Source organism: Chryseobacterium gambrini (assembly GCF_900156825.1).
GTDB lineage: Bacteria > Bacteroidota > Bacteroidia > Flavobacteriales > Weeksellaceae > Chryseobacterium > Chryseobacterium gambrini.
The window spans coordinates 1-16280 of the sequence record NZ_FTOV01000015.1 but is presented as its reverse complement, the minus strand read 5'-3'; the positions used below and the strand labels follow the sequence as shown (position 1 = coordinate 16280).

At 36.1% G+C, this 16280-nt stretch carries 16 protein-coding genes; 15 read left to right on the top strand and 1 reads right to left on the bottom strand.

Annotated elements, in window-relative coordinates:
• Positions 1-224: 224 nt before the first annotated feature.
• Positions 225-569 (bottom strand): zinc ribbon domain-containing protein YjdM, encoded by a 345-nt coding sequence (locus tag BW951_RS19090; RefSeq protein WP_076395707.1) that lies wholly within the window; start codon positions 567-569, stop codon positions 225-227.
• A 56-nt stretch (positions 570-625) separates the two neighbouring features.
• Between BW951_RS19090 and BW951_RS19085 the strand changes: the two genes are divergently transcribed.
• The 15 genes from BW951_RS19085 to BW951_RS19010 all read left to right on the top strand — a co-directional run bounded on the left by BW951_RS19085 (position 626) and on the right by BW951_RS19010 (position 16063).
• Positions 626-958 (top strand): hypothetical protein, encoded by a 333-nt coding sequence (locus BW951_RS19085; protein WP_139326215.1) that lies wholly within the window; start codon positions 626-628, stop codon positions 956-958.
• Between the two features lie 69 nt (positions 959-1027).
• A complete protein-coding gene (locus tag BW951_RS19080) occupies positions 1028-2233 on the top strand; it encodes an RsmB/NOP family class I SAM-dependent RNA methyltransferase (RefSeq protein WP_076395703.1) in 1206 nt (401 codons plus the stop codon).
• A 521-nt stretch (positions 2234-2754) separates the two neighbouring features.
• Positions 2755-4419, top strand: a complete 1665-nt coding sequence (locus BW951_RS19075) for a GLPGLI family protein (RefSeq protein ID WP_076395701.1) — start codon at positions 2755-2757, stop codon at positions 4417-4419.
• Positions 4420-4741: 322 nt separating this feature from the next.
• A complete protein-coding gene (asnB, locus tag BW951_RS19070; RefSeq protein WP_076395699.1) occupies positions 4742-6415 on the top strand; it encodes an asparagine synthase B in 1674 nt (557 codons plus the stop codon).
• A 272-nt stretch (positions 6416-6687) separates the two neighbouring features.
• Positions 6688-7500 (top strand): hypothetical protein, encoded by an 813-nt coding sequence (locus BW951_RS19065; protein ID WP_084196489.1) that lies wholly within the window; start codon positions 6688-6690, stop codon positions 7498-7500.
• A 342-nt stretch (positions 7501-7842) separates the two neighbouring features.
• Positions 7843-9249, top strand: coding sequence for a DHA2 family efflux MFS transporter permease subunit (locus BW951_RS19060; protein ID WP_076395695.1), 1407 nt, complete (start codon positions 7843-7845; stop codon positions 9247-9249).
• 433 nt (positions 9250-9682) lie between these two features.
• On the top strand, positions 9683-10558 hold the full coding sequence (locus tag BW951_RS19050) for a pirin family protein (RefSeq protein WP_076395691.1): 876 nt from the start codon (positions 9683-9685) through the stop codon (positions 10556-10558).
• Between the two features lie 113 nt (positions 10559-10671).
• The gene (locus BW951_RS19045; RefSeq protein ID WP_076395689.1) at positions 10672-11256 is read left to right on the top strand and encodes a hypothetical protein; all 585 of its coding nucleotides are present in this window, start codon (positions 10672-10674) and stop codon (positions 11254-11256) included.
• Between the two features lie 75 nt (positions 11257-11331).
• Positions 11332-12234, top strand: a complete 903-nt coding sequence (locus tag BW951_RS19040; RefSeq protein WP_076395687.1) for a pirin family protein — start codon at positions 11332-11334, stop codon at positions 12232-12234.
• 19 nt (positions 12235-12253) lie between these two features.
• Positions 12254-12787, top strand: coding sequence for an NADPH-dependent FMN reductase (locus BW951_RS19035; RefSeq protein WP_076395685.1), 534 nt, complete (start codon positions 12254-12256; stop codon positions 12785-12787).
• Complete coding sequence (locus BW951_RS19030) at positions 12787-13365, top strand: TMEM175 family protein (RefSeq protein ID WP_076395683.1); 579 nt, start codon at positions 12787-12789, stop codon at positions 13363-13365. Before BW951_RS19035 ends, BW951_RS19030 begins: the two co-directional genes overlap by 1 nt.
• A gap of 1 nt (position 13366) precedes the next feature.
• Entirely contained in the window at positions 13367-13585 is a 219-nt protein-coding gene (locus BW951_RS19025; protein WP_076395681.1) for a (4Fe-4S)-binding protein, read from the top strand.
• Positions 13585-13983, top strand: a complete 399-nt coding sequence (locus tag BW951_RS19020; protein ID WP_076395679.1) for an OsmC family protein — start codon at positions 13585-13587, stop codon at positions 13981-13983. Before BW951_RS19025 ends, BW951_RS19020 begins: the two co-directional genes overlap by 1 nt.
• 1 nt (position 13984) lies before the next feature.
• Positions 13985-14284 (top strand): GNAT family N-acetyltransferase, encoded by a 300-nt coding sequence (locus BW951_RS19015; protein ID WP_175608849.1) that lies wholly within the window; start codon positions 13985-13987, stop codon positions 14282-14284.
• 153 nt (positions 14285-14437) lie between these two features.
• Entirely contained in the window at positions 14438-16063 is a 1626-nt protein-coding gene (locus BW951_RS19010; protein ID WP_228427571.1) for a sodium:solute symporter, read from the top strand.
• Positions 16064-16280 lie beyond the last annotated feature (217 nt).

Below are 16280 nucleotides of genomic sequence, written 5' to 3'. Positions count from 1 at the left end.
TTTGTGTATAAAAAAAATACAAACATAAGAATCAGGTTTAAAACTTTTTCTTACATTTGTATATCAACAGCATAAGGAAATTTTTGGTTAATTCTCTTTCTGCCTCCTGAGACGAAATCCGTTTATTCTAGGCAAACAATGCAGTCTCTTGAAAGATTACCCTGTCCAATTCTTTCCTTTTTTTATTGCTTTATTTTCTTCTTCTGAAAGTAAAATTCTAAAAACTAAGCTTTTTTCACAAATTCAGATTTCAGTGCCATAGAACCGAAACCATCGATTTTACAGTCGATATTATGATCGCTGTCCGGTCTCAGACGGATATTTTTAACTTTTGTTCCAGCTTTTACAGGTTTTGGAGCACCTTTTACGGGAAGATCTTTAATAACCACCACAGAATCTCCATCCTGAAGTTCGTTTCCGTTAGAATCTAAGATTTTCCCTGAATTTGATGCATCTGCGCTTTCTTCTTCGGGATTCCATTCGTAGAAACACTGGGAACAAACCATCATATTATCGCTCGGATAAGTAAACTCGGAGCTGCATTTCGGACAAAGTACAGTATCACTCATATTTTTAATTTTTTGCAAAGTTAATTTTTTAATATCTTCAATTAAAATTTAATAACATGAGATATACACGTAGATTTTTAATTTTTATTTCTTTAGTCCTGTTTTTCAGGTTATTTGTTCAGATATTTAATGAGGTTGACTTAATTCCTAATTACACAATGACATTTGTTGATGAAGAAATTTCCCAAGTCGACAGTTTTCAAAATTTAAATGAATCTAAAGAATATTCAAAATCCCAGATTTACAAATATCAGAAAATCAACAAAGAAAGATCAGATAAAGCCAATTCGCAGCTTATCATGATCGTTGTCTTGGTTGTTATTCAGTTGTTTTTCTATTTTTCTAACCACAGAGAAAGCCCAAAGCAAAATTTTGAATTCACAGACTAAAATTTTGAGACAGAAATTCTCAGCAGAAATTCGTACTTTTGCAGATTCAAAATAGCAGAACCCAATTTTATGGAATTGATACACAGAAACCTGGCAATCGGAATTCACGATGCTTTGCAGGAAACATTTTTCGAAAAAAATAAATACGCCGATAAAGTAATCGAAAGACTTTTGAAAGCGAATAAAAAATGGGGAAGCCAGGACAGAGCAGTGGTTTCTGAGATTTTCTATAACATCATCCGTTGGAAAAAACGCCTTGAATATTACATGGGGGAAGGTGTAAAGCCCAACAATATTTATAAATTAATCATTGCTTATCTTCTTTGGAGCAAAACGAACTATAAAAAATTTGAAGAATTCGACGGTATAAAAATCGCCGACATTCTTACCAAACTGAAAAAAGGAACCGTTCCTACAAAAGCAATCGAGCATTCTATTCCGGAATGGCTTGCCGAAACTTTAGAAAAAGAACTCGGTGAAAAGTGGGAAAAAGAAATGTATGCTTTAAACGAGCAGGCTCCGACGGTTTTAAGAGCAAATTCTCTGAGAACAACAACGAAAGAGCTTATCTCTGATCTTTCTGATGAAAACATCGTTTCTTATCCTATTAAAAATTATCCGGATGCAGTACAATTGGAGGAAAAAAAGAATGTTTTCCTGACGACTGCTTTTAAAGAAGGATTGTTTGAAGTTCAGGATGCATCATCTCAAAAAATCGGGTATTTCCTTGATGTAAAGGAAGGACAGAGAGTTGTAGATGCTTGTGCAGGTGCAGGAGGAAAAACGCTTCACTTAGCCGCTTTGATGCAGAATAAAGGACAGATCATCGCACTGGATATTTTCGAATGGAAACTTGCCGAACTGAAAAGACGTGCAAAAAGAGCCGGAGCGCACAACATTGAAACCCGCATGATTTCTGATAATAAAGTAATCAAAAGACTTCATGAAAAAGCAGACCGATTATTGATCGATGCTCCATGTTCAGGTTTGGGCGTTTTAAAAAGAAATCCGGACAGCAAATGGAAAATCGATCAGGCTTTTATCGACAGAATTAAAATTGAACAGCAGCAGATTCTTCAGGATTATTCTAAAATGCTTAAAAAAGGAGGAAAAATGGTGTACGCAACGTGTTCTATTCTACCTTCTGAAAATAATTTGCAGGTTGATGAATTCATCAGAAACAATCCGAACTTTAAAATGATTAAAGACGAAAAAGTAATGCCAAGTGAAGGCTATGACGGATTCTATATGGCTTTAATTGAAAGAGTTTCTTAAAAAACATTCTTTATATAATGAACAAAACTACTCTTTTCAGGGTAGTTTTTTTTGTTATACTCTTCATTACAAAAGACAATTGTAACGAGATTTTTAACGTTCTCAAAAGAATAAAAATCAAAGATGTTTAAAAACTGTTGTGGTCTTTTTCATCTCTGTCAAGTAACTTAAACAACTTCAGTTCGGGATAAGAAATAAATTTAAATAATTGGCTTATAGCATCATATTAATTTATCACAGAGAAAAACAAAAGATTTTTTTACTTATTGAAAGTTGGTAAGCTAAACAAAGACACTTCGTTTATTTAAAAAAGACAAAAATGGTATTACTTTGATAAGTTTTACGCCTTTGTATATCTTAAAAGCTGAATTTTTGATAATTAAATCTCTTTGTTTAATCCTTGCGGTTAAGAAGATTTACCCCAAAGTCAGGTTAAATAAGAATTCTGCTAATCTTTTGTAGCTTTTGTGGTTAAAAAATGAATTTCTAAAGAATTATCTTTGCTAAAACCATTTCAAATTATGCATCTAAGAATTTTAGTAAGCTTCTTTACTTTTTTATGCTGTTTATCTTTTGCACAGACGTACGAAGTACAGTACCTCAGTTCATCCAACGGAAAAGTTTTAACGGAACAGTCTCCCACTTTAGTCTGGGCAAATGAAAAGGGAAATTTTATCCTGAATAACAAAATCAGAGAACAAAAAGCAGATTTCCCTTTCGAAATTACGAAAATTGAAAAACCGATGAATACGGTGATTTCTTATGCGTTTTTAAAATCTGACGAAATCATTTCAACTTCAGACAAAGAATCTGTGGCAAAACAGACTTTTGAATTCACCAATGAAACCAAGAAAATTTTAGGCTACGCATGCAAAAAGGCAGTTACCAAAATCAATTCCAATACCATTGAAGTCTGGTATACCAACGATCTGAAAATTCAGGGAGGACCTTCTGTAATCGGGCAAAATCTGGGTTTTGTTCTGGAAATTGAAAGAAATAAAAACTCTCTGATCATCGCTCAAGCGATTAAAAAAGTTAAGAAAACTAACATTGATGCTATTCTGAAAGGATCAATTAATTCAACCGATCAGTTAGGTTACAGAGATCTTTTGTGGAAAAGCAGATTCACTACCCTAAAAGTTTTTGATCATGAAACCATTAATTTTTCAGATGAATCTAAATCTGATGAAAACATAAAAAGATTCGCCAACGGAACCATTATTATGAAAAAAATTAAGTTCCCTAAAATTTCCGAGGGCGAAAATATTTTTGTTGAATTAAAACAACAATCCAACGGCGATGCGTACGACAGAACAGGAACCGTATTTTTTGTACCACAGGACAAATCTCAGTCGTTTTTAGACGGACTGGAAAAAGGCGTAAAGACACTTCCTGTTTATGAAAACGGAAACGGAAAACAATATTACGGAATTACAGCAACGGAAAATTACAATCCTGCAGTAGAAATGATGAGATTTTTCACGGCGTTCGGGATCAATAAGTTCAATCATATTCAGTTAAAAGATAAAAACTGGCAGACCATCAGTCCGTATCGTGAAGATATTACAGATCTCAAACCTTCTCTTTCTGAAAAAGAATTATGGATCGGAACATTCATCGGAAATTACGATAAAGGTGGTCATAAAGTAAGTCTGGAAATCACCATTCACAAAAGCGATCAGACCATTTATAAAAATAATACGGTTATTCCTTTATTCAACACTCTGAACATTATGGAAATGGCAGGACAGGATTATTCTACCATGTTTAATAATGATAAAGGACTGTTTGTAGAGTTTACTTTAAAAAAGGATCTAAAAAATGCCCAGTTGAAATATACAACTACCGGTCATGGAGGCTGGGAAAACGGCGATGAATTTGTACCAAAAGCCAACTCGATCTTTTTAGACGGAAAAATGACTTTTTCTTTCGTGCCATGGAGAACCGACTGCGGATCTTATCGTCTTTATAATCCGGCTTCAGGAAATTTTCCGGACGGACTTTCTTCATCCGATCTCAGCAGATCAAACTGGTGCCCCGGAACCGTTACCAATCCAAATTTCATACAGCTTGGAGATTTAAAAGCCGGAAAACATACCATTCAGGTAAAAATTCCGCAGGGTCCGACTGAAGGAACGAGCTTCAGTTCGTGGAACGTTTCAGGAGTTCTGTTAGGTTCCGAATAAAAACAAAACCTTCTCGCAAACTGAATTGCAAGAAGGTAAAAACACAAATGATGAAAAAAAATTATTTCGAGCCACAAAGTAAGGGTTAAAATTTGTAGAATAAATTACCATACATTAAGAAATATCTCATAATAATTTCGTATGTAATGAATAAATTAGAGATCTGAGTTAAAAAAATCAACTAAAATCATATTTTTAATTTAAAATAATTAAATTTTTACTTCATTTTAAATTAATTAATTAAAAAAATTAACTTATTTAATTTTTTTGTTGTTATTTTTAAACCACTATTCTACTTTTGTTTCAAATTAAATGAAAAAAAATGTGTGGAATTGTATGTTTGTTTGACGCCAAACAAAAAACCGAAATATTAAGACCTCAGGTTCTTGAAATGTCTAAAAAAATTCGTCACCGCGGTCCGGACTGGAGCGGAGTGTTCCAGAATGACAAAGTGGTTTTCTCTCATGAAAGACTTGCCATCGTGGATCCTACCTCCGGAAAACAGCCATTATTTACCAAAGACGGAAAAATAGTTCTTGCCGTGAACGGTGAAATCTACAATCACAGAGAGCTGAAAGAAGAATTTCCTGATTATGAATTTCAGACACAGTCAGACTGTGAGGTTATTTTAGCTTTATATCAAAAATACGGAAAAGATTTTGTTGAAAAATTAAACGGAATTTTTGCCTTTTCTTTATATGACACAGAAAATGATGTGTATCTCATTGCACGCGATCACATGGGAATCTGTCCTCTATATCACGGTTGGGATAAGAACGGAAACTATTACGTTGCTTCAGAACTAAAAGCGCTAGAAGGAGTCTGCAAAACTATTGAGACTTTTTTACCGGGACATCTGGTGTACAGCAAAGACGGAAGCGAACTTCAGCAGTGGTACAAAAGAGACTGGGAAAGCTTTGATGCTGTAAAAGATAACAAAACGGATATTGAGAAATTAAGAAAAGGACTGGAAGATGCGGTTCACAGACAATTGATGAGCGACGTTCCTTACGGAGTTTTGCTTTCAGGCGGATTAGATTCTTCCGTAATTTCTGCGATTACGGCAAAATTTGCAAGACAGAGAGTGGAAAGCGGAGATACACAGGAAGCGTGGTATCCGAGATTACACAGTTTTGCAGTCGGTTTGGTAGGATCGCCGGATTTGGCAGCAGCTCAGAAAGCAGCAGAACACATCGGTTCGGTTCACCATGAAGTTAATTTTACCGTTCAGGAAGGTCTGGATGCGGTTCGTGATGTTATTTATCATCTGGAAACGTATGACGTAACGACAGTGAGAGCTTCTACGCCGATGTATCTTTTGGCTAGAGTGATTAAATCGATGGGAATTAAAATGGTGCTTTCCGGAGAAGGTTCTGATGAACTGTTCGGTGGTTATTTATACTTCCATAAAGCTCCGAATGCGAAAGAATTCCATGATGAAACCGTAAGAAAATTAGGAAAACTTCACCTGTATGATTGTTTAAGAGCCAACAAAGCGTTGATGAGTTGGGGAATTGAAGGACGCGTTCCTTTCTTAGACAAAGAATTTATGGATATTGCCATGACTGTGAATCCAAAGGATAAAATGGTAAGTGCTGCCGAAGGAAAAATTGAAAAGTGGGTTCTGAGAAAAGCTTTCGAAGATATTCTTCCGGAATCTATTGTCTGGAGACAGAAAGAGCAGTTTTCGGATGGAGTTGGTTATTCATGGATCGATACTTTAAAAGCCGTTGCTGAAAAAGAAGTAACGGATGAAATGATGACAAATGCAAAATTCAGATTTCCGCTGAATACGCCTCAAAACAAGGAAGAATACCGTTACAGAACAATTTTTGAAGAGCATTTCCCAAGTGAAACTGCGGCTGCAACAGTTCCTTCGGTTCCTTCGGTTGCGTGTTCTACGCCAATTGCACTGGAATGGGATGAAGCATTCAAAAACATGAACGATCCGAGCGGAAGAGCGGTAAAAGTGCATGAAACTTCTTACGGTGAATAGATTCAGGAGTATGAGAGTGTGAGCGTTTTTTGAGTTTTTGAGATATTTTTTATTCTTCCCTATTTTTAGTTAACAAATAGAAGATGAGCATTCTGAAACGAAATCCTGAACTCTAAAAATCTAAACTTTACATAAAAATTTATCAATCCTGTAGCAATACAGGATTTTCTTTTGCATTTACCTTAATAATATTGTCAGAATTTAACCGTTAATCAAATATATTATCTAATAAATAATTATATTTGGAAAACGAAAATATCAATTATAAAAAAATGAGAAGAAACATTACTATCTTATTTGCTTTATTATCCATGACTTTTGCTTTCGGACAGGGAAAATATGGTAAATATCTTAGCTCCAAAAAACTGGCAATGGTGTATAAAAGTGTGAAAGATGGCGATAAAGACGACTTCTACCAACAATATTACTGGCTGGTAAAAGCGGAACAGCTGAAAACGTATCCTCACCTTAAAGATATAAAACCGAAAGTTTTATATGAATTTGTAAAAAAAGTGAATCCTCAGAATCCGACTAAAAAACTGGATGCAAGAGGTAAAGAACTTAGAGAAACCGCAGAATTATCTTTAAACCAGTATTTCAAAAACAAAAATCTGGATAACAATTCTGTTTTAATGTACAATCTGGAAACGTATGTAGATCCTTCTAAAGGACAGTATTATACAAAAGTTGATGCAGAAAAGATCAAAGAACTGGTTCCGAAAGAGCTTTATGCTTTCAACTCCAACAACAGAAATACAGGAGAAGATAAAACCTATTATCTTTGGATCAACAAAGAAAAAGACGATTTCAATATCGTAGACATTATTCCTGAAGAGAAAGAAAATAAAGCGTTCTATGCGAGAGTGAAGCAGTATCTTCCAAGCTATAAATTCTCAAAATATGTTCCTTCTGTGAAAAAAGGGACAAAAACGGACAGAACAGATGCAGATTTCTACTACATCATGCCGTTTGAGCAAAACACAGACAACATCGAATACAAAACAAAAGATTTCAAAACTTTCGAATTAAGCCAGTACAGAAAAGCCGGCGAAGAATGGAAGGGGGTTGAAAAACCAAGAAAATAAATTAAAAAGTCCTGTGAAGTTTCGCAGGACTTTTTTGTTGGAATATTTTTAACATAAATGGCACAAATTTTTGCACGAATATTCACAATTGCTCGTAAAATTTAAGAAAATAGAATATTATAAATATCGTTATTGATAACATCATCAAAAAAACTTAAAATAGCTAACAGTTAAGGATTATCAGGAAAATATTGCAGCAAATAGATTTCTCCTTCGTGGAAATAACAGCTTAATCCATCGATTAACATCGTGTCTTTATTAAAAGGAATAAAAATTGCTCTGAAAATTACATTCTCATTTTTTTTGAACCAACAAATCTGGAAGCTTTTCCAGTAAAAACACATGTCAGAAACACTTTCGCAGCCTCAAAATTCAGTTAAAAAAATTCTGCCGCTGATTCTTGCAACGGCTATCTTCATGCAGATGCTGGATTCCACTATTCTGAATACTTCCCTGCCTTCCATCGCAAAAGATCTTCAGGAATCTCCGCTGAATATGCAGAACGCCATCATCAGTTATGTACTTACATTAGCTGTTTTTATGCCGGCAAGCGGATTTCTGGCAGACCGTTTCGGAACCAAAAAAGTATTTATATTTTCCCTGATTCTTTTCAGTTTGGGATCTCTGTTTTGTGCCATGTCTCAAAATCTTACTCATCTGGTTATTTCGCGAGTTATTCAGGGAGTCGGAGGAAGTTTAATGACACCTGTCGGAAAATTAGCTTTAATTAAAACGTTCGATAAAAGCGAATTATTAAAAGCCATGAACTTTGCCATTATTCCCGCATTAATTGGTCCTGTTCTCGGTCCTTTGGTGGGAGGTTATATGGTAGATTATCTTTCGTGGCACTGGATTTTTTTAATTAACATCCCGATCGGAATTCTGGGAATTGTTTTAGGCATAAAATTCATGCCCAATTATACATCCAAAGATGTAGATTTTGATCTGAAAGGATTTTTGATCTTTGCAGCAGCCTCTCTCCTGCTTTCCATTGCTTTGGAACTTTTCGGAGATATGCAGAATACTACACCGGTTCTAATTATTTTCATTCTAGGATTTCTTTGTCTCTACTACTATTACAGACACGCCAAACGTGATGAAAGCCCTATTTTTCCTTTAAATTTATTTCAGGTAAGAACTTTCAGAGTGGGAATTGTCGGAAATCTTGCCACAAGATTAGGAATCAGCTCTGTTCCGTTACTTTTACCGTTAATGATTCAGATTGCGTATAAACAATCGGCAGTAACTTCCGGCTGGATCATCGCTCCGATGGCTTTAACCGCAATGTTCGGAAAATCGTATGTGATAAAAATCTTAGACCGTTTTGGTTACCGACAGACTTTAATGACGAATACTTTTATTATCGGAACGCTGATCTGTCTTCTGGCAATTCCCGATATCAACACCTCATTGTATTGGTTTATTCCTATTATTTCCATTTTGGGATTTTTTAATTCCATTCAGTTTACTTCGATGAATACCATTTCTATTGCGGATCTTCGAAATTTTCAGACCAGCAGCGGAAATTCACTTATATCCGTCAATCAACAGCTTGCCATCGGATTCGGAATTGCTTTCGGATTAATTGTACTTAAAATTTTTGAAAATACCGATCTTATTCACGGAGAAATCCACAACGCTTTCCGATTTACTTTTCTTACTGTCGGAATTCTCACGATCATTTCCGGATTTATTTTCCGCAGGCTTCATATTTCGGATGGGAAGAATATGAAATCGAAGGAGGATTGATAAAACAAACCGGTTTGTCGATTTCCTAATTTAGGCAAAGAAAAAATCAATTGTTCATTGAGTTCAGGAGTTTTTTGCAGCTTTCGCTACTCGCTTTTTTTGGATTCGGCGGCTGCTTCGCAGCCGCCGAATCCAAAAAAAGAGCTCAGACATACCACTCAATGAGCTCTGAAATTGTGGAGTACATTTATTCAACAGGAAATTACAGTTTTATTTCTGGAACCACCCCGTCAAAAATTTCTCCGAAATTTTCGCCACCCCTCCAAAGGAGGGGAATTTTTACATCCTAAATAAAAAACTGAAAACATCCGCTCAGCACAATCATCAATCATCAATCATCAATCATCAATCATCAATCAATCCCCCTTATTAACACAGATCAATGTACAGGATTTTTGCTTAAGATAACTTTGCTTCATAATACAACCATATTATGGCAACTAAAAAAATAGAAAAAATAGTATCTCCGAAACCTGCGCATTTTGTGGGCGACGGTTTTAGGGTTCATAATTTTATTCCGGGCGTTCAGGGATTGGATATGAAAAGGATGGATCCATTCATAATGCTCGATTACAATTCAAAATTTCACTTTAACGGAACAGATCAGCCTCGAGGAGTGGGCGTTCATCCGCACCGAGGTTTTGAGACTGTAACCATAGCGTATAAAGGAAAAGTGCAGCATCATGACAGCGCAGGAGGTGGCGGAATTATCGGTGAAGGCGATGTACAGTGGATGACTGCCGCAAAAGGTATTCTTCACAAAGAATATCATGAAAAAGAATGGGCAAAAGATGGCGGAATTTTCCAAATGGTTCAGCTTTGGGTAAATCTTCCGTCGGTTTATAAAATGAGCTGCCCGAAATATCAGGCAATCAAAAATTCGGATATAACGAAAGTAGATCTTGGAGAAAACGGACATATTGAAGTGATTGCCGGAGAATATCAAAATCAGAAAGGTCCCGCTTTTACCTTCAGTCCGGTTCACATGATGAATGCAAAACTGAAAAATGGTGGAAAAGCAGCATTCACCTTTCCCGAAAATTTCAATACTGCAGCTTTGGTGATTGAAGGAAGTATTCTAATAAATGGCGAAGAAAAAGTACCACTCAATCATCTCGTTTTGTTTCAAAATGAAGGAGAAGATTTTACGGTAGAAGCAAAAGAAGACTCAATCGTTTTAATCATCAGCGGAATGCCTTTAAATGAGCCTATCTTTCCTCACGGACCTTTTGTAATGAATTCCAGAGAAGAAATTATGCAGGCTTTTGAAGATTTCAATTTAGGGAGATTCGGTTACCTTGCAGATTAATTTTAATTAAAAATCATCTTCAAGCTGTTCTTTTTATTAATTTTATATATTTAGACGATGGTTCGGAAAATATCCGGATAATTTACTAATTATTTCAAGCCATTAAATAAAACATGGAAACTAATACTATTAAAGAACTGAGAAACAGAATAAACATCCCTTTACATTCAGCCCAAAAACTCCTGAAGAGAAACAATAATGATGTAGAATTAAGTATACAGGAATTTCATCGCAACAAAATTAATACGATATGCAGATTAACTGAATGTGATGATAAAACTGCAAAAAAATATTACCATATCTGTAAGCATGATGAAGAGAAAGCCATGAAAAAAATTCAGGAAAAACTCTTATATCTTACAGCAACACCAGATCAGCAAATTCATAAAATAGGATTTATATTATGGGCTGAAAACAGCAGTCTGGAAAAATATTACATCCCAACAGACAGGGGCATCTTTATTCAATCTAAAGATTTTGATTATGTAATTGACATTTTTAAAGCTGCCAATTCTGAAACGTTTGACATCACAAGTCATAACAGATATAAAAATGAAACGATGAGAAAAATTGTAAATCAGATCGCAAGATTACCTGTAGAAACAGCGGATGAAGAATTATTTTTACGGAATCTGATTAAATGGATCAATTCCAAACTGAGATTCGCAGAAGAAATCGTAGTGTATGGGAATCTATAAACATTCAACTTGCAAAATCCTCATTTAAGAATTCAAAATTAAATTAAAAATTAATACAAATAAATCACGCACATCATGTCAAACATCGGACTTATTATAGAAGAAAAATCTGCGGACATCGGAAACTTTCTGGTCGGAAGATTATTGCCTTTCCGTGAAAAAAGAGCAGTCGGACCTTTCGTTTTTATCGATCATATGGGACCATCCGACTTAAAAGATTATCAGAATCTGGATGTTCCGCCGCATCCGCACATCGGGCTTTCAACATTAACGTATCTTCTGGAAGGATCTATTTTTCACAGAGACAGCATCGGAAGTGCTCTGGAAATAAAACCGGGAGCCGTAAACTGGATGACTGCCGGAAAAGGTGTGGTACACTCTGAAAGAACTCCGGAATACCTGCGGCATTCTGATAAAAGACTTCACGGATTCCAGATCTGGGTAGGACTTCCGAAACATCTGGAACAGTCTGAACCCACATTCCACCACATTGAAGCAGATGAAATTCCGGTTTGGGAGGAAGACGGAATTCAGTATAAATTAATTGCAGGAGAAGCTTTTGGAAAAAAATCGCCGGTTCCGGTTCACAGCAAGCTGTTTTTTATTGAAATTAAAACCAAAGAGGCAAAAAAGATCAGCATTGGGAAAGATCTTTACGGAGAAGCTGCCATGTACGTTCTGGACGGAACTGTTTCTACTGACGGAAATTCTTACGGATCTAAACAACTGATGATTGCCAAAAACACCCAACTCTGCGAATTTGACATGAGCGAAAACGGAACGGTTTATCTTTTCGGTGGCGAACCATTTGAAGAAGAGCGGTTTATATTCTGGAATTTTGTAAATTCCGAAAAAGAACTGATCGATCAGGCAAAAGTGAACTGGCACGACCAGAACCACGATGCTTTTCCTTTGGTTCCTGGAGATGAAAATGAATATGTTCCGCTTCCGAAAGCTATTTTAAACAGAAAACCATAACAACTTAAAATCATACGCGATGAAAATATTAGCATTTGCAGGAAGCACGTCTTCCACTTCCATCAACAGGGAACTTGTAAAATTCGTTCTAAAAGATTTTCAGGAGGAAGAAATCAACCTGATTGATCTGAATGATTTTGATATGCCTGTTTTTTCAGTAGACCTTGAAAAGAAAGGCTTTCCGGAAGAAGCACACCATTTTCTGAAAGCGATAGAAGAATGTGATGTGATTATATGTTCGCTTGCAGAACACAACAGATCGTACAGCGCCGCTTTTAAAAACGTTTTCGACTGGGCTTCAAGAATCAACGTGAAGGTTTTTCAGGACAAGCCGATGTTTCTGATGTCTACTTCTCTGGGAGGTTACGGCGGCGGAAATGTGATGAACACAGCAAAGACATTTTTCCCGAATTTCGGAGCGGATATCAAAGAAACTTTCTCGCTTCCTAAATTTTATGAAAATTTTGATTTGGAAAGTGGAGTCATCAACCCAGAAATGCTGAAAGAGCTGAACAGTAAAGTGGAGAATTTCAAAAATACGATCCGCAAATAATGACCAAAGGAAGATTAGAGGCTTTCAGTGACGGGGTTCTTGCGATCATCATCACGATTATGGTACTGGAACTGAAAGTTCCGGAAGGAAACGACTGGCAAAGCCTAAAACCGCTTATTCCTAAATTTCTGGCATATATTTTCAGCTTTCTGTATGTAGGAATTTACTGGAACAATCATCATCATCTTTTTCAGGCAGTGAAAAAAGTAAACGGAAAAATTCTTTGGGCAAATCTTCATCTCCTGTTCTGGCTTTCTTTAATGCCTTTTGCAACAGAATGGATCGGGGAAACTCATTTTGCCAAAAATCCGGTAGCCACTTACGGATTCGGACTGGGACTTTGTGCGACTGCCTATACGATTCTGGAAAATGCGATCATAAAATCCGAAGGGGAAAGCTCTAAGCTGAAACAGGCCATTGCTTCCCGTTTTAAGGAAAATGCATCCATAGTGCTTTATGTTTCAGGAATTATTGTTTCATTTATTTATCCTTATATTGCAGTAGCACTATATTATACGGTTGCTTTGCTCTGGCTGATTCCGGACAGACGAATAGAAAAAACTTTAAACGAAAATTGATATGGAAACACACGAATATGTAAACGGAGAGATTACCGTGCTCTGGCAACCCAAAAAGTGCATCCACGCCGCCGTTTGTGTAAAAACACTTCCGAAAGTGTATAACCCGAAAGAAAGACCGTGGCTGAAACCTGAAAATGCAACCGCAGAAGAACTTAAAAACCAAATCGACCTGTGTCCTTCAGGAGCACTGAGTTATCAATTCAATACAAAAAAATAATGGCAATCACAGTAAAAGCAAGTCTGGGAACAGAAAAATACTACACCGAAGTTATGGCGGGAGAAAATACTCTTATTACAGATGAACCTGTAGACAAAGGCGGCGGAAACAAAGGGTTCAATCCTTTTGAAATTCTTGCCACTTCCCTCGCAAGCTGCACAGCGGCAACCTTGAGAATGTACATCGACCGAAAAGAATGGAACGTCGAAAAAATAAACGTTGAAGTGGAACTGGAAAATTTTCCTTTAACGAAAAGAGCCATTTTCAAAAGAGACATCAGCTTTGAAGGCACAAATCTTGATGATGAACAACTGAAAAGACTTCACGCCATAGCGGATGCGTGTCCGATTCATAAGATTCTTACAAACGATATAGAAATATTAACCAAATTTTCATAATATGATTGAAGTAAAACAAACCAACGACCCGAAACACGGAAATTTTGAAGCATTCATAGACGGAAACCATGCAGGTTTAATGACGTACACTTGGGCTGGAGAAGAAAGATTCATCATCGATCACACCGAAGTTGAAGAAGCATACAACGGCAAAGGCGTTGGAAAGGAAATGCTTCTTGCGGCGGTAGATTTTGCAAGAAAGAACGGAAAAACAATTATTCCGCTTTGTCCTTTTGCCAAGGCTACGTTCCAGAAGCATGAAGAACTTCAGGATGTTCTGGTAAATAAAACACAGGCTTAGTTTTAAGCTAAGGTTGAGATTAAATTTGAACTTTTGAGCTATCAGCCTTAACTTCAACATTACATATAAAACCTTCCGGAAATATATCCTGAAGGTTTTTTCTTTTTAGGCAGAACAGAAAAAAACTATATTTGCTAAAATTTAAATTAAAGCATGAATTCCGGAACTGTTCTTTTGCTGTTTGTTTTTGTCTATTTCATCGGACTTTTGGTTATTTCTTATTTTACAAGCCGAAATTCTGATAATCAGTCGTTTTTTATCGGGAATAAAAAAAGTAAATGGTGGCTCGTTGCTTTCGGAATGATCGGAACCAGCTTAAGCGGAGTAACATTTATTTCCGTTCCCGGAACAGTCGGAAAAATGACCGGAAGTGAATACATCTACGGCGGATTCGAATATTATATGATGGTGATCGGCTTTTTCATCGGATATTTTATTGTTGCCGCAATTCTTCTTCCGCTGTATTACAAAATGAACCTCACCTCGATTTATACGTATTTAGGCAAAAGATTCAATGTCGAAGCGCATAAAATAGGCTCTATATTTTTTATTATTTCAAGGGCAATTGGGGCAACGGCAAGGTTATATTTAGTGGTCAACGTTCTTCAGATTTTCCTTCTGGAAGGTTTGGGCGTTCCTTTCTGGGTTACGGCTTTAGTTCTGCTGTTAATGGTGCTTTTATATACGTTTGAAGGCGGTGTAAAAACCATTGTGATTACCGATACTTTGCAGACTTCATTCATGATTATCAGTCTCATTGCGTGTATCATTTATATTTTATCCCATTTAAATTTATCATTAGGCGAAGCATATACTATTTTAGAACAGAAAAATTATACCCACTTCATCAATTTTGACCCGAATTCCAAGACATTCTTCCTGAAAACGATTTTAGGGGGAATTTTCATTACGATTGCGATGACAGGATTAGATCAGGAAATGATGCAGAAAAACATCTCTGTGGATAATCTTAAAAATTCAAAGAAAAATATGCTCACTTTTGCAGGAACACTGCTTTTTGTGAATCTGGCATTCCTGTTTCTAGGTGGTCTTCTTTATCTTTTTGCTTTGCAAAACGGCGCAGAATATGGAAAAATAGACGGAGAAACCGTTACCAACATCTTCGGTTTCAAAGACTCTGCGGGTAACATTAAAAATATCATGGGAGACGATCTGTTTCCGGCTTTATCGCTTCAGGGACATTTCCCGATGATCATTTCCGTTATCTTCATTATCGGATTAATTTCGGCATTATTTCCTTCTGCGGATGGCGCTTTAACTGCCGTTACGAGCTCGTATTGCGTAGATCTTTTAAATCTTAATGAAGACAAAAACAGGACGGAGAAAGAGAAAAAACAGCTTCGTATGAAGGTTCATTTAACTTTCACCATCATTTTCTTTATTCTGATCATGGTCTTTAAAGCTTTGAATGACAAATCGATTGTTTACCTCATCATGGAGATTGCAGGATATACTTACGGACCGCTTTTAGGACTTTTTGCCTTCGGAATTTTCACAAAGTTTCAGATTTCAAGGAAATATTCAATTTTGGCGGTAACGATTTTAGCTCCGGTTGCAACGTATATCATCAATTATCTGGTAACAACGTATACGCATTACAGAATCGGGGTAGAGTTAATTATTTTGAATGGTCTATTAACATTTGTAGGTTTATTTATCATAAGACAAGGAAAATCTGATTCTGAAAAGAAATTTTGGTACATATTCTTAACAATTCTTATCATTGCAAGGTTAATTTTTAAACTATTTATCAATTAATATTATATTCAGGCAGCTAATCAACTTCCGCACCAGCTTTTTTTGTGTCACAAAAAAGTCAGGCTGCAGTTAAAATACAATATAAACTTTGTCAAAGATTTTCAACTTTGACAAAGTATAGTGGACTCATTATAAAAAGTCTTATCTTAGCTGTATGAGTTATAGTTTAGATTTTCGTAAACAAGTGTTTAAAATAAAAGAACAGGAAAAACTTACT